Source organism: Pseudoalteromonas sp. (genome assembly GCF_018402495.1).
Lineage (GTDB): Bacteria > Pseudomonadota > Gammaproteobacteria > Enterobacterales > Alteromonadaceae > Pseudoalteromonas.
In genome coordinates this window covers 362693-383084 of record NZ_JAGYIU010000003.1, presented here as the reverse complement: position 1 = coordinate 383084, position 20392 = coordinate 362693, and the positions used below count along the sequence as shown (strand labels likewise).

Genomic DNA, 20392 nt, shown 5'->3' with positions numbered 1-20392 from the left:
ATTGGCGATCATTGTTTAATTTTGCTCACTAAAAAAGCACGTTTAAATTACAAAATAAAAACAACTAATTAACTTTGAAAGGAAGTTTAGTTAAGCGTAGATCAGGTTTTTACTAACAAGGTACAAAATGGCATTAAAAGGGACCGTTTAGTTAGTAAAAATATGATCCTTGATGGTTTAGAGCATGTTTCTAGCCTTTTTAAGCCACTAAAGATCAGATTTTTACTAACTAACAAAGGGGTCTGGATCATGATTTAACTAACCTAACCCCTTTTACAGATCACGATATTACTAACTAATTAAAGGCACTTAATAGCTTAGTAAGTTGCTCTAAGCGCTTGTCTGTCATCACTTTATTATTTATTTTAATTGAAACGTCACCACTTTTAAGGTTACGTTGCACACTAATAAAGTCATTTTCTAAAACAGCTTCACGTTTTGATGCTGTTTTAGGCTCTGCAGTTAGATATTTAGTAATTAGCATAGCGCGCTTGTCGTCGGCTTCTAAGGCGTTAATTTCATCATTGCTGGCAAGTGCAACAACTAACTCGTTAAATGCTTCCTCATCGCGCTCCTTTGCGTTAATCAGCTTTTTAGCAACTTCTCTACCAACATGATTAGCTGTTGGGTAAAGGGCTATAACATCTGCAGATATTTGCTCATACGCTTTTATCGCATCAGCAATCGCTGTATGCGATACCCCTTCAATAACAGCAATTTCACGGTACGAGCCTTTTTTGCCTTGTTGAATAAGATCGTTTCTAGTTTGCTGATACGCTTGACCCAACTCCCAAAGACTAGGGGCAATGTATTGATCTGATGAAACCGCAAGTACTTTGGCATCTTGCTCGCTAAAGTCACTAGAACTCAATACGAGGTAGTCTGCGCCACCTAAAATACAGGCTTTACGACGTCTAGAGCCAGCTAATACAAGGCTCATATCACCTTGCTCCCACAATAGGGCAGGGTGCTGATTACGGCCATCTTCTTTAATAGCAGGAAGAATATCTGCGACTGACTTTTCGTTTAAAAGCGCTTGTACGCGACGATTTTTACCATAAACCTGAGTTGAGTTTTCAATCTCGTTGTGAGCAATCACTTTACAAACAAGCGTTATTTCCCGGTTAGGATCACTAGGAGCAGGCATACGGATAACGTCGCCTGCATTGGCTTGCTCTAAAAGGGCATCTAAGCTGCTACTGCCAACAGCGGTTGCAAAGGGATCTAAGCGGGTGTCATTTTTACGTTTTTTAGCCATTTTTAGTCAACATCCTTACTTAGGCGTATTTAATTTAGATTGAGTGGATTGCCAATTAGAACGAATTAGCATTTCGAGTTCATCAACTACATCTTTGATATTTTCTTGTGCGCGCATTAATGACTCTCTACTTGCTAAGCTGTCAGATGCTTTTTGGTCAAAGATAGTATTGAACGACGAAGAACTGGCGGTAATTGCTGAACTATGATTAATAGGATAGCTCATTACTTGGCGACCAAAAGCACTACGAACATCTTTAACTATGTCACGTTGTGAGTGATTGCCTTTCACATAATTAGTAACTAAAAATTGCATGAAATCCCAACCATCATGGCCAAGAGCGGCAACAGTATGATAAATCTCACCTAAGCGTTTTAAATATTTATTATTTGCATCAAAGTCTACCGCTTCCGGATGGACCGGTATAAGCATTGCAGTTGAAGCCATTAATGCATTGTAAAACATAAAGTTAAGCGTTGGTGCTGTATCAATTAATAGGATATCAAACTCATCTTTTACCGGCTCTATCACGCGTTCTAATAGCTTGTGGTAATGGCGTGTTTGCTCATAATTAGAGGTGTCTTTGAGTAATGTTGCTGTTTCGTGTTCAAAGTAAAAGTCATCCATACCTGATGGTAAAACACGAATATTAGGAATGTGTGTAGGTAAAAAAGAATTAGACACAAATTCTGGCCATGTTTCACCTTCATCAAGGTCAATGCAATCACGCATCAAATCACCAACGGTAATTGGATCGGGCTCTGAAGATGGGAAAAAACTTGATGATGACCCTTGAGGATCTAAATCAATAATACCAATGCGGTAACGTTTAATGTTGGTTGTAGCGAGCGCAGCAGCAATGTTAACCATGCTAGTTGTTTTACCACAACCCCCTTTTAATGAATTGATAACAATAACTTGGAGTTTGTCTGTTGATGCGCGGTGATCAGGCTGTATGTCCATAATATCAGCCATAGCAAAAATATTAACTAAGGTGTAGGCATAGTGGCCGTTTGCACCGCGTTTTATATTTAAATCGTCAAAGTCACCATTGTCATGGCGTCTTTTTAAGGTACGATTATTACAGCCAAGTAAATCAGCTGCTGCTTTTTGGGTGTAAGTTCTTAATTCTTTTTCTTCAGATTTAAGATGGGCGCGGTAATGTTGGATACGTCCTTCTAGTGATTTTTCAGCAACTTCTGCGGTTGCTTTCAAAAGTCGATAAGTATCTAGCGCGTTTTTATTGATAGACATACTTTATTCCTCAAAGTTAGGTGTTTAGTATAATGTCCATTCAATTAGCTGTAAACAACTATTTAAGGCGACATGTCTTTTAAATACATGACATATAAAATAATTTTTACCCCTTTAAGATTGCTTAGTATAAATAAAGAAGTTTAAGTATGGTTAAATATATAAGGTATTAAAGGCTAAGAGTGTAAAATACATATATAACGTAATGATTTATATAAATAATATTAAAAATAGTGGATCAGCATTGTACGTGGTTAAGATCAGATCCTTATCTACTTGCAGATCAGCTTTTTACTAAGCGAGAATTTACGACCTGAGTTACGCACAGGTTAAGCACTGAGTTACTCACAAGTATACCCATGCAGATCATATTTTTACTAAGTAAATTATAAAGTTATGCACTAGCCATTAGCGATAATGAAGGGTTTAATTAGTATAGATCTGATCTGTAGTAAGTACAGATCAGATCTATGCTAACTCGAACTAAGCTTATCCACAGGGGTTTAAAATTTTTATATAATTTGTCGTGTAAAATATAAAAAAAAACACTTTGTAATGGACAAAATTATTATTTAGTTAGTAAAAATTTGGCTTATCAACACTCAGTTAGTAAAAATGTGATCTGAAAACCGCTGTTTTAAGTTTTCCTTAGTAAAATACTGATCTGAGCATTTTATTTGAAGTCAGATCACTTTTATACTAACTTAAACATTTAACTTTTGTGGCTTTATGTGTTGTTATTAGCTGTCACAATAAAAACGGAAATAAAAACCATGAGCCGAAAGGTCAACATCTCGGTAGATAACTTGCCTGATACACTTAGGGGCCAAATTCACGGGGTGGAAAGTGCAATCGATAACGAAAGCCTAGCACTATTTACAGATAATAAAGATGTGCGAATTTCGATAGAAAATGCAGCCCATGGGTTACGCGCTTACTCTAACACATTTAACCATTATGATCTGTGGGGACGTTTTGTTCGCTCTGGACATAAAAAACTGCCACTTGAAGAAGCTCCTAAAAAAACCATTATTACACGTAAAATATCTGAAAAAGTAGACGGTATTTTATATGATGGTGAGATAAAAATAACACCGGCTGTGGTCAGTACTCGTAAAGACGGTGAAGATGTAGAATATTTGGTTTGGCCATCGGATAGAGAAGAAAAAGTTGAGCGTGCACTTATTCGTTTAGCTTCAAAAGGTAAAATAGTAAAAATTAATTTTAAGTCCGGTATTCAATATGCCGTTGTGTTTTCTATGAACGAATTAGCACAAGAGCTTAAAGCGGTTGGTCAATCTATGCCATATCCTCAAATTAAAGAGTCGCTTGAAGCATTGCAAGGTTCTAAACTTTCTTTTAAATATTCTGCAACGGATACTAAAAATTCTGATATTGATGATTCGTTTTACGAGTCGAATATGAACTTTTTATCGTCTTTGCACTTTAGTGGTAAGAAAGGCCAAGGCGGAAACGTAAAATGTGTTGCGTGTTTAAATGCATTTGTACACAACATGATTGATAACCTTGAATACAAAGGTTATTACTTTAACAGTGCACAAGAATTAAAACGCGGATTATCGCGTTGGATGATGCTACGTTTATATCATTTATGGCGTTATGCAGCACCAGGAAAAACCTACCATTTTAGATTACTTTCTATTATGGAAAAATATGGCTCTATTTACTCAACGGATGATATTACCGAAAATAAATTAAAAGCACTGCGTCGTGATATGACAACCACGATGAAAGATTTAATTGAAAAAGGAGCAATATCTGAATATAGCATTACCAATGTTAAAGATGATAAAACCGGCAACATAGTCGATTACACTTATGAAATGCATCCGTCTGATCAATTTTGTGATGAGATATTGGCATTAAATAAACATAATAAGCGTATTGAAATACAAGGCGGTAAACGCATTGTTGAAAATGCGGTATTGATTGATGAAGATAAGCTGGAAGAAATTGTAGAAAAGTAATTCTATTCATTTTTACCAACAAATATATTAAAGGCCACATAATGTGGCCTTTTTAACATAATTTATTTAGTTACTTGTTCTAAATATAATCGGTCCACTAGAAAATCATATTCGCGTTTTCGGGGATGCGATAAGGTTTTTTGGTAACTCGGTAGTTCGCCAAATTTTACGTCGGGCTGTGGGTTAATTAGTATAAAAGGTAAAGCTGCACTAACATGATAGCGATTTTGTGCAGTGTACCTCACATTAACTTGAGGGCTAACTCGAGTAGGGCGCCTAATTCGCAATTTTTCTTTTTCACCCAAACTGGCTACTCGAACCTGTTCTTGTGCAACCAGTGACTGCCATTTTTGCTGATCAATCATTCGCGGGTTTTTATAGCCTGCCGATTTTTCTAACATTTCAAGCGCCATTTTTTTTGTAAGTGTTTTGGTTGCGTGTTTATGCATCCAAGTAAAGCGAACAGAAAAAGGGGATTCAATTTCACTATGAATTTTACGATACGCCGCAAGCGTTATTAAATTTGGCATTGCATTATGCACCGCTTCAAATCGCGCGTCGTTATTATCTATCGCTAAAATACAATTTTTAAAAGCTGCTTTTGCACTATTTACTTGAGCTATGCGATCAACAATGGCTTGTTTATTCGCATCTTGTATTACTAGCAAACCAGGGTGTCGCTTTAATACTCGGCTGCTTAGCCCTGGCTTTTTATACATATCTGAGAAAGCATTTAAAATTGCTTTATGCGCCAATTTCCCTGTTATTTTTGAAACGTTTATAGACTCAGGGATTATATTTTCTTCAGTACTACTAATCTCAGGTAATTGAAAATACTCTGCTTTGGCAAAGCCAACCTCTTTAAGCTCATCAATTAAGCAAAGTGTTAATTCATTGAGTAAATCAAACTGACTTCTTATTTGTACTTTTGTAACCATTAGCTATTCACCTAGAACACATCTTACTTATCTGGTATTTTCGCAAATAACCTTTTTCTTTGGTAGTTATATATTTAAATTATATTCTTTTGCTAAGTTATATCAAAAATTAAATTAAGTATGATGTGTTCTTTATAGCTTATTTAATTGCTTTCACACACTAAATTAAAGGAAGTATATAGAAGGGGGGGAGTTAGATCACACAGCTTTGTGTGCAGCGCTAGCATAAATATTTAAAAGCGCATAATTGAGTAGCATTATTTTTTAAAATCAACCGTAAAGTTAAGATTACATTAGGGCAAATTAAGTATGATGTGTTCCTATTACTATCTGTATTACCATCGCTTAGATGTTAAGCTTCTACTCAAGCCATTATAATGCACATTCTACCTACTTAGATTATTGTTTTTAAATGTTTATTTGTTTTTACTTTATAAACTTGCTCATCAAAAGTAACTCAAAATAGCCTCTTAAATCTTATTAAAATTTAACTAATAACTAAATAATTGGTAAATAGTGTATTTATTCCTTGAACAAAGCACACTGCATACGTTAATTTCATTACATCAGGTAATAGGAATGAGGAATGAACATGCAATCGTGGAACCCAAATAGCTGGAGAGAACTGCCAATACTGCAGCAACCACAGTATCCAGATCAAGACGTATTAAAGTCGGTAGAAAGCCAACTCAAAAGTGCACCGCCTTTAGTATTTGCCGAAGAAACAAGAAGTTTATTTAAACAACTTGAAGACGTATGCGAAGGCCGTGCCTTTTTACTTCAAGGTGGAGATTGCGCAGAATCGTTTAACGACTTTAATGCCGCTAATATTCGCGATACATTTAAAACCATCTTACAAATGGCTGTAGTACTAACCTATGGTGGAAAGTGCCCGGTTGTTAAAATTGCACGTATGGCAGGTCAGTACGCTAAGCCTCGTTCGGCCGACTTAGAAACAATAGACGGCGTTTCGTTGCCATCTTATCGTGGTGATATAGTAAATAACTTTGAGTTTACTGAAGAAGCGCGTATTCCAGACCCTCAGCGTTTAATGACTGCATATCATCACAGTGCAGCAACGCTAAATTTGCTACGCGCTTTTGCACAAGGTGGACTTGCCGACTTACATCAAGTTAACCGTTGGAACATGGGCTTTGTTGCTGCTAATCCACAAAAAGCAAAATACCAACAACTTGCAGACAAAATTCAAGACGCGTTAGAATTTATGGAAGTGTGTGGTATTAATTCAACGATAGCGCCAAGCTTAAAAGAAACTGATTTATACACGTCACACGAAGCGTTATTACTAGGCTACGAAGAAGCATTAACACGTAGAGACCATTTATCAGGTGACTGGTACGATTGTTCAGCACACTTTGTTTGGATTGGTGAACGTACTCGCCAGTTAGACCATGCTCATATTGAATTCTTTAAAGGTATTAAAAACCCAATTGGCGTTAAAGTTGGACCAGGTATGGACCCAGATGAGCTTATCCGTTTAATCGATGCACTTAACCCGGATAATATTCCAGGTCGATTAACACTTATCACGCGAATGGGTGCGGATGTATTACCAGAGAAGTTACCTGCGCTGGTGCGTAAAGTACAGCAAGAAGGTCGCAAAGTAATTTGGAGCTCAGATCCAATGCATGGCAATACTGAAAAAGCCAGCTCAGGTTACAAAACGCGTAGCTTTGATAATATCATGCGCGAAATTAGCCAATTCTTTGCTGTTCATAAAGCGGAGGGTTCTTACGCAGGCGGTGTTCATTTAGAAATGACCGGCCAACATGTAACAGAGTGTACTGGCGGTGCATACGGTTTATCTGACGATGACCTTGCTCAGCGCTACAAAACACAATGTGACCCACGCTTAAATGCTGATCAAGTATTAGAGCTTGGATTTTTAGTAGCTGATTTACTAAAAGATGCGCGTAAATAATACCCGCTCATAAATACCAAAAGCCGCTTTTATTTAGCGGCTTTTTTGTGTATTAACTGTGATTACGCGCTTAAATCACACATTAGTTTGTTAGTACTTACGACGCTCAAGGCCTGTATCAGAAATGATTTTTGCTGAAATTTCTTCAACAGAATGATGAGTAGAATTTAAATGGGCAATTTTATGTTTTTTATACAGCATTTCTACTTCTCTTACTTCGATACGACACTGCCTGATTGATGCGTATTTTGAATTTGCCATGCGTCTGTCTCTTATTGCAGCCAAACGCTCTGGATCAATAGTTAAGCCAAACAGTTTATGCTTATAAGGCACTAAGCATTTTGGTAAACCTTCGCTTTCTAAGTCGTCTTCGGTGATCGGGTAATTGGCTGCTTTAATGCCATACTGTAACGCTAAATAAAGACTGGTGGGTGTTTTACCACTTCGACTAACGCCAACTAAAATAATATCAGCCTCCGCAAAGTTTTTAATGTTGCCACCATCATCATTCATCAACGCGTAATTAACGGCATCAATTCTAAAATCATAACTTTTTTCATGAATAGAGTGTGTTCTGTGTACTTTTGGTACTGGCGCCACATTTAATTCTTTTTCAATTTTTTCACTATAGGTACTTAAAAAATCGTATGAAACTGCATCCGCTGAGCGAATAATCTCAGACAACTTATGATTCACAAAAGTAAAAAACACCAAAGGCTTTTCACCTTGCTTAGATGACGTGGCGTTAATAAGCGCTTTTATTTCATGCGCTTTTTCTTCAGTTTCTACAAAAGGGATTGTTTTATGATTAAATTCGACAGGGAATAAAGATAAAGTCGCATGACCAAACACTTCAGATGTGATTGCTGTGCCATCTGAAATATAAAACGCAGTTCTCATAAAGCCTCTTTTTTATTGCATTTAATTTTAAAATCAGTGTATCACGGTTTACGTGGGGACGTTTGCCAGTGTAGAATGGTGGCGACCTTTATAAAAGGTTTTCTTTCTTAACTCTCACAGTTACTACTACAATTTGTTTTTTGGAGAAAGATCCGTGCAAGAATACGTTCTCTGGTATCAAGAGCTTGGTATGCAAGATGTTCCTCGAGTTGGCGGTAAAAATGCCTCACTTGGTGAAATGATTTCAAACTTAGCTAACGCAGGTGTGCAAGTCCCAGGTGGTTTTGCTACTACCTCAGACGCTTTTAACGAGTTTTTAGAACAATCAGGACTCAACGCAAAAATTCATGACATTTTAGATACACTCGATGTTGATGATGTAAACACACTCGCCAAAGTCGGCGCCGATATCCGCCAGTGGATTATCGATACCCCATTCCAACCTAGTCTAGACAAAGCAATCCGCGACGCATACAGCCAGCTACATGGCGACACAACTGCAGATGTTTCATTTGCTGTTCGTTCATCAGCAACCGCTGAAGATATGCCAGATGCCTCTTTTGCAGGCCAACAAGAAACGTTTTTAAACGTTGTTGGTATTGATTCTGTAATGACAGCCATCAAACACGTATTCGCTTCGTTATTTAATGACCGTGCAATTTCTTATCGTGTTCACCAAGGCTACGATCACCGTGGTGTTGCCTTATCAGCAGGTATTCAACGCATGGTTCGCTCAGATAAATCAGCATCAGGCGTTATGTTTAGTATTGATACTGAATCTGGTTTTGAAGATGTTGTATTTATTACATCAAGCTATGGTTTGGGTGAAATGGTTGTACAGGGTGCGGTAAATCCTGATGAATTTTATGTTCATAAACCAACGCTGCTTAAAAACAAGCCATCTGTAGTTCGTCGCAATATTGGCTCTAAAGCCATTCAAATGATTTACTCACAAGACAAAGCTCACGGCAAACAAGTAGAAATTGTTGATGTAGATCCAGCGCTTTCAAACAAATTCTCGATTACAGATGAAGAAGTGCAAAACCTTGCCAAACAAGCTGTAATCATTGAAAAACATTACGGTCGTCCAATGGACATCGAATGGGCAAAAGATGGTAACGATGGCAAACTATATATAGTTCAAGCGCGTCCAGAAACAGTTCGTTCAAACGAAGACACTAACGTAATGGAACGCTTCCAACTGAATGGCAGCAGCAATGTTGTTGTTGAAGGCCGTGCAATTGGTCATAAAATTGGTAGCGGTGTTGTACGTGTTCTTGATTCAATCAAAGAGATGGACCAAGTACAAGTAGGTGACATTTTAGTTACCGATATGACCGACCCAGATTGGGAACCTATCATGAAACGTGCAGCGGCGATTGTTACAAATCGTGGTGGCCGTACTTGTCATGCTGCGATTATTGCACGTGAGTTAGGTATTCCAGCCGTTGTTGGTTGTGGTAATGCCACAGATTTAATTAAAGCAGGTCAAGAAGTTACTGTATCATGTGCCGAAGGCGATACTGGTTTCATCTATGAAGGTATCTTAGACTTTGAAGTACTTACTTCACGTGTTGACGAAATGCCTGAACTGCCAATGAAAGTAATGATGAACGTAGGTAACCCAGATCGCGCATTCGATTTTGCACGTTTACCACATTCAGGTGTTGGCCTTGCACGCGTTGAGTTTATCATCAACCGTATGATTGGTGTTCACCCTAAAGCATTATTAAATTTTGATGCACAAACTGATGCATTAAAAGCCGAAATCACTGACATGATTGCCGGTTACGAATCACCAGTTGAATTCTATATTGGCAAACTTGTTGAAGGTATTTCTACTCTAGGTTGTGCATTTGCACCAGAGCGTGTAATTGTGCGTATGTCTGATTTTAAATCAAACGAATACGCTAACTTAGTGGGCGGCCAGCAATACGAGCCAGAAGAAGAAAACCCAATGATTGGTTTCCGTGGCGCTGCGCGTTATATCTCTGAAGATTTCCGTGATTGTTTTGCCCTTGAGTGTGAAGCAATAAAACGCGTTAGAAATACTATGGATATGACTAACATTGAAATCATGATCCCATTCGTACGTACCCTTGAAGAAGGTAAACGCGTTATTGAATTACTTGAAGAACATGGCCTTAAACGTGGCGAAAATGGTCTTAAAGTAATTATGATGTGTGAGCTTCCTTCAAATGCACTTATGGCTGAAGAATTTTTAGAATACTTCGATGGTTTCTCTATCGGCTCTAACGATTTAACTCAGTTAACGCTTGGTCTTGACCGTGATTCAGGTTTAATTGCGCACTTATTTGATGAACGCGACCCTGCAATCAAAAAGCTGCTTTCTATGGCAATTAAAACCGCGAAAGAAAAAGGTAAGTATGTAGGTATATGTGGCCAAGGTCCTTCAGATCATGAAGATTTTGCTGCATGGCTAGTAGAGCAGGGTATTGATTCTGTTTCACTTAACCCAGATACAGTACTAGAAACATGGTTATATTTAGCAGACAAACTTGCTAAGTAAATTAGCTCGTTAAAAAATGCCAGCAACAGCTGGCATTTTTTATGGCCGAAAATGTGTGTTTTGCTAATTTTTTATCTAAATAAGCACATGAACGAGTAAGTGCTTTTAAACACCAAGTTAAATAACTCCTCAATTTAGGGTAATACATAGAAACACACTCTAAACCTGCAAAAAATATTAACGCGAGCCCTGACACAGTAGCAAATAATAATCCGAGTAAAATAAACTGCGTTGTGCTGATCTGCTTTAGTCGTTTTTCCATATAAACCTCAATGTAGGCATTTAACTTGAATATAATTACAGCAGCTCAGATTTCCCTAAAAAGAGTGTACAAACTGTAAAATCTTCAATTTCTATTAGCCATCACCATGATATAATTACACAAATGCATTAAAAAGCGCCGCCATGATAGCAACGATTACACAACAAGATGCTGCGACCTACCTGGTTGCAAATTACTTAAATACCATAAAAAATCAAGGGTTTACTGGAGATACAGACGCCAGTTATGCAACCAGACTAACTGCATCAACCGATAACAGTATTTACCAGCAGCTTCCGCAAGGTGTTATTTTTCCAAAAAGCGAAAAAGACATTCAAATTGCCTTACAAACTGCATCGCATGATCCGTTTTTGTCTTTAACTTTTAGCCCGCGCGGCGGCGGAACAGGCACTAACGGACAATCTTTAACCCCAGGTATTGTGGTTGATTTATCACGTTACATGCGTGAAATCCTCGAAATAAATGTAGAAGAAGGCTGGGTACGAGTCCAAACTGGCGTGATAAAAGATCAACTTAACGACTTTTTAAAACCGTATGGATTTTTCTTTTCACCCGATTTATCTACCAGTAACCGCGCTACTATTGGCGGCATGATCAGTACAGATGCATCTGGCCAAGGTTCATTAGTTTATGGCAAAACAAGCGACCATGTTTTAGGGCTAACCACGTATTTATTCGACGGCACAGCAATGTCTACCAGCCCAATAGACATAGAAAAAGCAAAAATAATTGCCGATCAAGACTCATTAATTGGGCAAATATACAAAACAGTTTTAGATATTTCAATTAGTGAACGCGACGCTATATTAGCCAAATTCCCACGATTAAATCGCTTCTTAACTGGGTATGACCTAGAGCATGTACTAAGTGAAGACTTACAAACTTTTGATATGAGCCGATTAATTACGGGCTCTGAAGGGTCATTAGGTATAGTTACTGAAGCAAAACTTAACTTAACACCCATTGCTGAATTTAAAACACTCATCAATATAAAATATGACAGTTTTGATTCTGCACTTCGCCATTCACCGTTTTTGGTTGATGCCCGTGCTACCTCGGTTGAAACCGTTGACAGTAAAGTTTTGAATCTTGCGCGTGAAGACATTATTTGGCATTCAGTATCGGACTTAATAACCGATGTACCAAATAAAGATATGCAAGGACTCAACATGGTTGAGTTTAACGCAGTATCACCACAAGACATAAAAGACAAAGTAGACACTTTATGTAAATTATTAGATGAGTGCGTTGAAAACCAAACTAATGGTGTTATAGGCTATCAGTTAACCAGCGATAAAAGCGATATACTAAAAATTTATGCAATGCGTAAAAAATCAGTGGGTTTATTAGGTAATGTAAAAGGAAGCCAAAAACCCCTCGCGTTTGCCGAGGATACTGCCGTCCCGCCTGAAAATTTAGCCGATTACATTGTTGAATTTAGAGCGCTACTTGATAGCCATAATTTACAATATGGTATGTTTGGCCATGTTGATGCCGGTGTATTACATGTTAGACCTGCACTGGATATGTGTGACCCAGAACAAGAAAAATTACTACGCACAATTTCAGATGAGGTAGTAAAACTCACCGCAAAATACGGTGGATTAATGTGGGGCGAGCATGGTAAAGGCTACCGAAGTGAATACGGTCCTGAATTTTTTGGTGAGCATTTATTTACCCAATTACGAAAAATAAAGTCAGTTTTTGATCCAAATAATAAAATAAACCCCGGTAAAATATGTACGCCTATTGAAAGTAAAGACTCACTAGTTAGTGTTGATGGGCAGAAACGTTCTTACTTCGATAAGCAAATTTCTATTGATGTTAAAACCAGTTTTAATAATGCAATGACCTGTAATGGTAATGGCTTGTGTTTTAATTATGATGAAAACTCGCCAATGTGCCCGTCGTATAAAGTGACCGGCGATCGTCGTAACTCACCTAAAGGTCGCGCGGGTTTAATGCGTGAATGGTTACGACTTCAAGAGTCAAAAGATGTTAATTTGCTTGAAGTAGAAAAAGAGCTAAACAAAGGTGAAGTGATCACTTGGTGGGAACGCTTTGTTCATAGCCGTGAAAAAAATAAAGGCGTTTACGATTTTTCTCACGAAGTTAAAGCCTCAATGGACGAATGTTTAGCATGTAAAGCGTGTACTACCGCTTGCCCAATAAAGGTAGATGTACCAACTTTTCGAGCTCGCTTTTTAAATTATTACCATAGTTATTATGCGCGTCCACTTAAAGATTATTTAGTGGGTAATATCGAAAATAGCGCACCGTTAATGGCAAAGTTTGCTCGGATTATTAACTCAATTGTAAAAACATCATTGGTTAGTAGTATTATTAAAAAAACGGTCGGTTATGTTGATACCCCACAGCTAAGTATTCCGGCACTCGGTAAACGTATAAACAAAGCGCAAAAATTTGATTTAAATTTACTTAAAAAGTTAAGCGCCAATGAGCAAAATGAGTATGTACTCATTGTTCAAGACCCATTTACCAGCTTTTACGAAGCCGAATTGGTTGAGAGCTTTATTACACTGATCACACAGCTTGGAAAAAAACCCATGTTGTTACCATTTAAACCCAATGGTAAGCCTCAACATGTGAAAGGTTTTTTACATGAGTTTAAAGTGACAGCTAAAAATGCTGCAGAATTTCTAAATCAACTTAACGAAATCAATGCGCCATTAGTAGGTTTAGATGCTTCTTTGGTGATGTGTTATCGCGATGAATATAATACAATTTTAGAAAATAACCGTGGTGATTTTAATGTGCTACTTGCCCATGAATGGTTAGAAACACAATCGTTTAAACAGTTAACGGCTAAACAAAATTTAAATACTGAATTTACATTATTGAGCCACTGCACTGAAACAACCGCTTTACCAAAAGCGGCAAGTGTTTGGAAAACTATTTTTGATGAACTTGGTTTAACATTAAACACTACAAATACGGGTTGTTGTGGAATGGCAGGTACGTATGGCCATGAAGCGCAAAACCAAGATAATTCAAGAGCGCTTTACGAAATGAGTTGGAAGCCTATTGTTGATAAAAATAACCCTGAGCAACTTTTATCAACGGGTTTTTCGTGCCGCAGCCAAGTTAAACGTTATGAAAAGTTTAAACCCAAGCATCCGATAGAGTTACTGGCAAAAGTGCTTGGTTAATAATTTTAATTAAGTAAGCTGCAAAATAAAAAGGCGCAACTTATTATTAAGTTACGCCTTTTTATTTTTTATATTTATTTAGTTTTTTTTAGCAAAACTGTCTGCAATTGGTTTTGTACTAACACCGTGAATAAACACACTAAATAAAATTGTTGTCATGGCAATGGTCGCAATTTGAAATTTGTTTTCTATTTGTGTGTCTATTACCATTAAGGTAAAGACAATTGAGGCCAATCCTCTTGGCCCAAACCAAGCAAATGTAAAACGCTCTTTAATTGTTAGTGCTGTAAATTGCAATGACAGCATAACCGGTATTATTCTAATTAAAGTCGTACTTAATAATGCATACGTTATTATCGCTAAATTTAATTTAGGTAAAACTAAATAAGCACATACAAATCCAAATAAACACCAGATCATTAAAGAAGTAAAGTCAGCAATATGCTCTGAGTCTTCTATCAACTCTTTGCTTATTTTAGTAGTGGCGTATTTATCAAATAATAAACCCGCAACAAACACCGCAATAAATCCACTGCCATGAAAATATTGCGTAATCGAAAACACCGCCATTGCAAAACCTAATAATAAAAAAGGACTCGTGTTTTGCGCAAAGTAATGCCGCTTCATTGCAAAATTTAAACACGGAATAAAAATAGCGGTACTTGTAAAGGCTATTAATAAGGCTAAACCAAGTTCTCTGCCAAACACACTTAACGTTTGCGTTGCTGTGATTGCAGATTCAGGATTTTTTGCCAGTAATATAAATATTAAAAAAATAGGAACACATAAACCATCATTCAAACCACTTTCGGTATTTATTCCTTCACGAATTTTTTCAGGTACCTGCGTACTTGCCAATAACCCTTTACTCAACGCCGCATCGGTAGGCGTTAATATTATTGCAAGTAACGCCGCTTGAATAACAGATAAATCGGCAAACAAAAATAACCCAACGGCAATCCCAAGTAATAACGTTAAGGGGAGGGCGATAAATAACAGTAAACTCGGATACTGAAAGCTATGCCTTAAAACACCTAATTTTGATTTAGCCGCATCAGAAAATAAAAATATACTGAGTGTTAATTCAATAAATGGCAGTAAAAAATCTATGCCGGTTTTTATTCTGCTACTTTCGTTAGGTAAAAGTGTGGCAAGCAATATCCCACCAATTACAAAAAACATTGGCCCCGTTACTTCGGTTTTTTCTAGTTGGCGAAATGTTAAGGAATAAACTAAAAATAAAACGCCAATAAATGAGATCACTAAGTATTCCATTAAATTTTCCTTTTAATTCCAGATTTAGCCCGCTCTTTTATATTTGTTTGAATATAAATTTGATCGGTTGTAGCAATTTTTGCATGGCCTAAGTCTTCAGATAAATGTTTTAAAGGGCGAGTTTGTGCGTCATGCGTTGCCCCCGTATGGCGTAACCAATGCGCAGTGGCCGCTTCTAATTGTTCCGCGTCATCTTTAAATCCATCATCAAGTAAAGATTGTTGCGCAATATCGAAACTTTGTTGTACCAATCTGCGAATTTGTCTTACGGTCATTCCACCCTGACCACGAATTTTATGAACTAGCGGGTCTGACTCATCAACGCGGGGCAGAGCAGGCAAGCCTCGATACAAGCGATAACGTTTTAAATACTCAAGAAAATCATCACTTAATGTTACATCGCGTAATTTATTTCCTTTGCCCATTATTCGTAAAAACCAAAAGCCATCATTATCTTGCCAAAAATGAGACATAACAGGTGACCATTGTGGTCGCTCTGATAATTCTGAAATTCGAAGGTAGAGTCCTTTTAAACAGGCGAGGGTAAATAGGTTTCTTTCATACTCTGGTTTTTTTTCGCATATATCTCGGGTAACACCAAATACATATTCCCATTGAATATCACTTAATGTATCGGGGATTTGTATTTGCGATTGCACAACCAAGTAGGGACTATTTTTTTTAACAACAGGTACAAAATTAGCAAAGGTTTTTTCTTCTAAAATAGCAAATTTATAAAATACATTGAGGGCAGTAAACATGGCCGATAATGTTTGCTGACTCGCAATAGATTCTTTTAACATGAAAGGGCGCCAATTTTGATTTAACCGACGAATTCCTTGCTCATCTTTATAACGCCATTGAACAGATGTAGATGCCCATTTTTTATCCGGTTCAACCATAAAATCAACATAGGCTTCAATATCTTCACGCTTAAGTTCAAATACAGATTTTTCAGCTATAAGCCATGACCATAAATAAAAACGTTCCAACTCATTACGAAAACGACTATAGGTTGCCTCAGATTTTCGGCCATAAACATATAAAAACTGGTATAAAAAATTAAGATCAGCCTTTGATTCAGTTACAGTCAAGCTGACTTGCTGTATAAAAGAGGCTAGTTCTGGATATTCTGATGAGAGTGTATTATCTTCAAGATGAGCCATTTGATAACGTAATTGTTTTAATGTATCGACCAGAGCAACAAGCATAATAGTAAAATATATAAGAAAATAATAGACTTATAGGTTAACCTTAAAGTCCGATACTGTCTAGTATTGGACATAATGAATTTTTGATATTTATGCTAAACGCAGATTTATTAACCATATACCTTATTAAAGGAAAAATCATGAAAAAATTACTTCTGTTGAGCATGTTCGTTATTAGCGTTTTATTAACAGGTTGCGCTACTACAGGCAGTGCTTCCCCTGGAGAAAAACGTGCTTTAGTACAAAGTATGAAATCGAATACATTAACTGCTCTATACGAAAAAAAACCAGATGTTAAAACTCAAATTGCAAACTCTGCCGGTTATGCTGTATTTGATAATGCCAATGTAAACGTTATTTTAGCCAGTTTTGGTGGCGGGTATGGTGTAGTAAAAAACAACTTAACAGGTAAGTCGACCTATATGAACATGGGTGAAGCTGGTTTAGGCTTAGGTTTAGGTGTTAAAGATTTCAATATTGTGATGGTTTTTCACGATCAAGCAGCGTTAAATAGATTTATTAAACATGGTTGGGCGTTCGGTGGTAATGCCGATGCTGCTGCAAAATACCAAGATAAAGGTGGCGCTTTAGTTGCCGAAGCTATTGCTGACCAAGTTACTGTTTACTCTTTAACCGAAAGCGGCCTTGCACTGCAAGCCGTTTTAAAAGGTACTAAATTTTGGGTAGATTCTGAGCTAAATTAAAACCTCAAAACCCTACTATAAGTGGGCTAGTTTTATGGATTACGCCCACTTTAATTTAAATCACTCAATTTAACATAACGTAATTTATGGGTTGTCAGTTGTCAGTTGTCAGTTGTCAGTTGTCAGTTGTCAGTTGTCAGTTGTCAGTTGTCAGTTGTCAGTTGTCAGTTGTCAGTTGTCAGTCATTTAATAACTAATATGATAATAAATCAAACCTCGTGTTGTTTAATTTATTATCAAACGCCTCAGCCAATTTTTCTGTTTCACTAAACACGGTGTTCCAATATTTAATACGCGTGTCGGCATCAAGATCAGTAAAGTCGTTTCTGTCTGGAATTTTTCCGTACGGTAATCTTGCTACAAATTCTTTTGATGGGGTGATCATCACCACGTTGTCGTAATTTTGTGATGCGACTTTTCGTTTTAAATTTTTATCGAACCACCCTGCTTTTGGATCTGAATTAAAATGCGGATACAAAATTAAGCCTGGATTATTAATTTTTAAATCAAAGTGGTAATCAATAATGCCTCCATCGCGATACATACCTTGTGGCGAGCCTACAATATTTTTTATGCCTTGCATTACTAGTGGTATAGAACCTGATGCCAGTAACGCATCTTTTAAATTTGTTTGTGTGAGTGCGATATTTTGTGTTTTAAAATTGTAGCTGTCGGTAATACTTAAATTACTATTGGGCGAGCCAAAAATAAAACGCTCATACTGACTACCTAATAATTTTCGATTAATGCGGTTAAGCATATAACTTTTTGATAAACCCAAAAGCTGTATTAATTTATGTTCGCTGGCAATAAAGCCGTTAGATTTTGCGACAATAAAATGCGCTTTAAATACCGGATTATTTATAATTTCATTTACGCCATCATCACCAAATACATCATCTAATAATGCGCGGGCTTTAGTGGTAATTTCAGTTGGGGTGGGTTTATTACTAGAGTATCGGGTTTGCGAATACGATTTTGCTAACCGCTTAATGGCTGCAACTGGATCGTTTTGTGCAAAACAGGCTGAACGAAAAGCCCCTGCAGATGAGCCAATTAAATTAAGCGGTTGAGTACGGTGTTTAAAAAATTCGCCAAATATATATTTATCTAAACCAAATAAAGTAAACCATTTAGGGCCACCACTTGCCCCTAAAAACGAGGTAAAAAGCTCAGGTTTAAACCCTTGTTCGTTTATTATTTTTGCTGCAGTTTTACCTGCATAAATGTCGATCATCTAAAAATACTACCTGTAGAGTCGCAGTTTAATGTTGTTAAAACCAAACTTAAAATGAATACTTATGCAATATATAACTTTTAAACTTTAATCTTAATCCCAAATTCCGTCTTCACATTTGCCCTGCACTTTTACGTTTTTTACCTTAAATTCAGGCTCTATGCCTTTGTCTCTTTGTGCGTGGTAGTCGTTAGTAACAGACAAAATAGTCGGTGTGAGTAGTATAATAGCGATTACGTTCACTACTGTCATTAACCCTAGAGCAATATCAGCTAAATCCCATACTTGTTTTAAGGTGGCTGATGCGCCCCACAACATCATTGATAAATAAAGCAAAGTGTAAATACCGCGCCCTACTTTGTTATCGAGCTTAAATAAGTGGAGGTTACTTTCGGCGTAGGCGTAGTTAGCAACCACCGAGGTAAAAGCAAATAAAGTAATGGCAGCGGCTACAAAATACACGCCGCCTTGCGCTAAGTGTGAGGTCATAGCGCTTTGGGTTAAACGAATGCCTTCCATTTCGCCGCTTATGTTCACATCGGCCAATAAAATAATAACCGCGGTACAGCTACAAAGTACAATGGTGTCAAAGAACACGCCTAGCATTTGTATGTAACCTTGAGTAACCGGGTGGTTAGGGATGGGGCTGGCACTTGCCGATGCATGCGGCACACTACCTGCGCCTGCTTCGTTTGAATATAACCCCCGTTGAATACCGTTTTTAATCGCCGCCCCCATGGCGCCTGCGCCTGCTTCTTGTAAGCCAAACGCGGATAAAAATATATCTTTTAGCATACTGGGTACTTGGGTAAAGTTAATCAGTGTAATTACCACAGCAACAAGCACAAACACGATGCCCATAACAGGGACTACTCGCTCAGCAAAACGGGCAATGGCTTTAAATCCACCTAAAATAATTGAACCGGCTAACAAAGTGATCACGATGCCGGAATAGTGTGTGGGAATTTCAAAGGCATAATTAAGCGCATCGGTAATGGTGTTGGTTTGCATGGCGCTAAAGGTAAAGCCGTAACCTAAAAATAAGCATAAAGCGAAAACAATGGCAAAGCCACGACTGCCTAAACCTTGTTGAATGTAATAGGCAGGCCCGCCTCTAAAATCGCCATTACTATCACGAATTTTATAAATTTGCCCAAGGATGCTTTCTGCAAAACCAGTCGCCATACCCAGTATGGCAATCACCCACATCCAAAATATGGCGCCACTTCCACCAAGTGATATAGCAACAGCCACACCGGCTAAATTACCAGTACCAACACGCGCACAAAGCCCCGTACATAACGCCTGAAAAGAGCTAATGTTATTTTTATCACACTTACTGCTGCCTTTTAGCAAGCTAAACATATGTGTAAATTTAACGAGTTGAATAGCTTTTAAGCGGACAGAAAACCATATGCCAGCAAAAAGTAAAATGTAAATGAGTACTTGGCCTTCGCCCCATAAAAGGCTATTTACACTTTTGATCAGCGTGTCGAACATCAGGCTTCCTTTTTATTATTATTTGCCACGTTATTAATTTAGCGACGTGAGTGTTTAAGTTTAGTAGAGACTTAGCCACTTTATAATAAAGCTAATTAGATGTGAATTATTTTTCTTTATTGGTGAATATAAATTCACCCAACAAACTAATTTATATTGCAGTGTAATTGCTGATGTAAAAGGAATGTTTTAGAAAGGAATT

Annotated in this window: 14 protein-coding genes; 5 read left to right on the top strand and 9 right to left on the bottom strand. The window is 37.4% G+C overall.

All coding sequences use genetic code 11. The features are described 5' to 3' along the window. Window positions 1-295 precede the first annotated feature (295 nt). Together KG708_RS11535 and KG708_RS11530 are read right to left on the bottom strand one after the other, a co-directional pair. Window positions 296-1258 (bottom strand): transcriptional regulator, encoded by a 963-nt coding sequence (locus KG708_RS11535; RefSeq protein ID WP_013462769.1) that lies wholly within the window; start codon window positions 1256-1258, stop codon window positions 296-298. Between the two features lie 15 nt (window positions 1259-1273). Then, entirely contained in the window at window positions 1274-2512 is a 1239-nt protein-coding gene (locus tag KG708_RS11530) for an AAA family ATPase (protein WP_033103177.1), read from the bottom strand. 773 nt (window positions 2513-3285) lie between these two features. Between KG708_RS11530 and KG708_RS11525 the strand changes: the two genes are divergently transcribed. Beyond that, window positions 3286-4500 (top strand): hypothetical protein, encoded by a 1215-nt coding sequence (locus tag KG708_RS11525; protein WP_013463357.1) that lies wholly within the window; start codon window positions 3286-3288, stop codon window positions 4498-4500. Between the two features lie 62 nt (window positions 4501-4562). Here KG708_RS11525 and KG708_RS11520 read toward each other — a convergent pair whose 3' ends face one another. Next, window positions 4563-5438 carry a DNA replication terminus site-binding protein gene (locus tag KG708_RS11520; RefSeq protein WP_213609921.1) on the bottom strand — a complete coding sequence of 292 codons (876 nt, stop codon included), beginning with the start codon at window positions 5436-5438 and terminating at the stop codon, window positions 4563-4565. A gap of 592 nt (window positions 5439-6030) precedes the next feature. On the opposite strand from KG708_RS11520, the gene KG708_RS11515 reads away from it, so the two are divergent. Further along, window positions 6031-7380 carry a class II 3-deoxy-7-phosphoheptulonate synthase gene (locus tag KG708_RS11515; protein WP_213610217.1) on the top strand — a complete coding sequence of 450 codons (1350 nt, stop codon included), beginning with the start codon at window positions 6031-6033 and terminating at the stop codon, window positions 7378-7380. A gap of 90 nt (window positions 7381-7470) precedes the next feature. Here KG708_RS11515 and KG708_RS11510 read toward each other — a convergent pair whose 3' ends face one another. After that, window positions 7471-8280: a pyruvate, water dikinase regulatory protein gene (locus KG708_RS11510; protein WP_008464475.1), complete on the bottom strand. Its 810-nt coding sequence runs from the start codon at window positions 8278-8280 to the stop codon at window positions 7471-7473. A 154-nt stretch (window positions 8281-8434) separates the two neighbouring features. Between KG708_RS11510 and ppsA the strand changes: the two genes are divergently transcribed. After that, a complete protein-coding gene (gene ppsA / locus KG708_RS11505; protein WP_016898933.1) occupies window positions 8435-10810 on the top strand; it encodes a phosphoenolpyruvate synthase in 2376 nt (791 codons plus the stop codon). A 1-nt stretch (window position 10811) separates the two neighbouring features. On the opposite strand, the gene KG708_RS11500 is transcribed toward ppsA, so the two are convergent. Beyond that, window positions 10812-11072, bottom strand: coding sequence for a hypothetical protein (locus KG708_RS11500; protein WP_213609919.1), 261 nt, complete (start codon window positions 11070-11072; stop codon window positions 10812-10814). Between the two features lie 143 nt (window positions 11073-11215). Between KG708_RS11500 and KG708_RS11495 the strand changes: the two genes are divergently transcribed. Continuing rightward, window positions 11216-14263 carry an FAD-binding and (Fe-S)-binding domain-containing protein gene (locus KG708_RS11495; protein WP_213609917.1) on the top strand — a complete coding sequence of 1016 codons (3048 nt, stop codon included), beginning with the start codon at window positions 11216-11218 and terminating at the stop codon, window positions 14261-14263. A 78-nt stretch (window positions 14264-14341) separates the two neighbouring features. Here KG708_RS11495 and KG708_RS11490 read toward each other — a convergent pair whose 3' ends face one another. Both KG708_RS11490 and KG708_RS11485 read right to left on the bottom strand, forming a co-directional pair. Beyond that, entirely contained in the window at window positions 14342-15538 is a 1197-nt protein-coding gene (locus KG708_RS11490) for a cation:proton antiporter (protein ID WP_213609915.1), read from the bottom strand. After that, window positions 15538-16749, bottom strand: a complete 1212-nt coding sequence (locus KG708_RS11485; RefSeq protein ID WP_213609913.1) for a tyrosine-type recombinase/integrase — start codon at window positions 16747-16749, stop codon at window positions 15538-15540. The genes KG708_RS11490 and KG708_RS11485 overlap by 1 nt, the downstream gene beginning before the upstream one ends. 140 nt (window positions 16750-16889) lie before the next feature. Here KG708_RS11485 and KG708_RS11480 point away from each other — a divergent pair, with 140 nt between their 5' ends. Next, on the top strand, window positions 16890-17453 hold the full coding sequence (locus KG708_RS11480) for a YSC84-related protein (protein ID WP_024602477.1): 564 nt from the start codon (window positions 16890-16892) through the stop codon (window positions 17451-17453). A gap of 193 nt (window positions 17454-17646) precedes the next feature. Here KG708_RS11480 and KG708_RS11475 read toward each other — a convergent pair whose 3' ends face one another. Together KG708_RS11475 and KG708_RS11470 are read right to left on the bottom strand one after the other, a co-directional pair. Then, on the bottom strand, window positions 17647-18690 hold the full coding sequence (locus KG708_RS11475) for a patatin-like phospholipase family protein (protein ID WP_213609911.1): 1044 nt from the start codon (window positions 18688-18690) through the stop codon (window positions 17647-17649). 93 nt (window positions 18691-18783) lie between these two features. Continuing rightward, the gene (locus KG708_RS11470) at window positions 18784-20190 is read right to left on the bottom strand and encodes an alanine/glycine:cation symporter family protein (RefSeq protein ID WP_213609909.1); all 1407 of its coding nucleotides are present in this window, start codon (window positions 20188-20190) and stop codon (window positions 18784-18786) included. Window positions 20191-20392 lie beyond the last annotated feature (202 nt).

Coding starts and splice junctions, on each gene's coding strand:
- KG708_RS11480 (WP_024602477.1), top strand. CDS start 16,890: ATGAAAAAATTACTTCTGTTGAGCATGTTCGTTATTAGCGTTTTATTA.
- KG708_RS11500 (WP_213609919.1), bottom strand. CDS start 11,072: ATGGAAAAACGACTAAAGCAGATCAGCACAACGCAGTTTATTTTACTC.
- KG708_RS11520 (WP_213609921.1), bottom strand. CDS start 5,438: ATGGTTACAAAAGTACAAATAAGAAGTCAGTTTGATTTACTCAATGAA.
- KG708_RS11510 (WP_008464475.1), bottom strand. CDS start 8,280: ATGAGAACTGCGTTTTATATTTCAGATGGCACAGCAATCACATCTGAA.
- KG708_RS11535 (WP_013462769.1), bottom strand. CDS start 1,258: ATGGCTAAAAAACGTAAAAATGACACCCGCTTAGATCCCTTTGCAACC.
- KG708_RS11530 (WP_033103177.1), bottom strand. CDS start 2,512: ATGTCTATCAATAAAAACGCGCTAGATACTTATCGACTTTTGAAAGCA.
- KG708_RS11490 (WP_213609915.1), bottom strand. CDS start 15,538: ATGGAATACTTAGTGATCTCATTTATTGGCGTTTTATTTTTAGTTTAT.
- KG708_RS11485 (WP_213609913.1), bottom strand. CDS start 16,749: ATGCTTGTTGCTCTGGTCGATACATTAAAACAATTACGTTATCAAATG.
- KG708_RS11495 (WP_213609917.1), top strand. CDS start 11,216: ATGATAGCAACGATTACACAACAAGATGCTGCGACCTACCTGGTTGCA.
- KG708_RS11525 (WP_013463357.1), top strand. CDS start 3,286: ATGAGCCGAAAGGTCAACATCTCGGTAGATAACTTGCCTGATACACTT.
- KG708_RS11515 (WP_213610217.1), top strand. CDS start 6,031: ATGCAATCGTGGAACCCAAATAGCTGGAGAGAACTGCCAATACTGCAG.
- KG708_RS11470 (WP_213609909.1), bottom strand. CDS start 20,190: ATGTTCGACACGCTGATCAAAAGTGTAAATAGCCTTTTATGGGGCGAA.
- KG708_RS11475 (WP_213609911.1), bottom strand. CDS start 18,690: ATGATCGACATTTATGCAGGTAAAACTGCAGCAAAAATAATAAACGAA.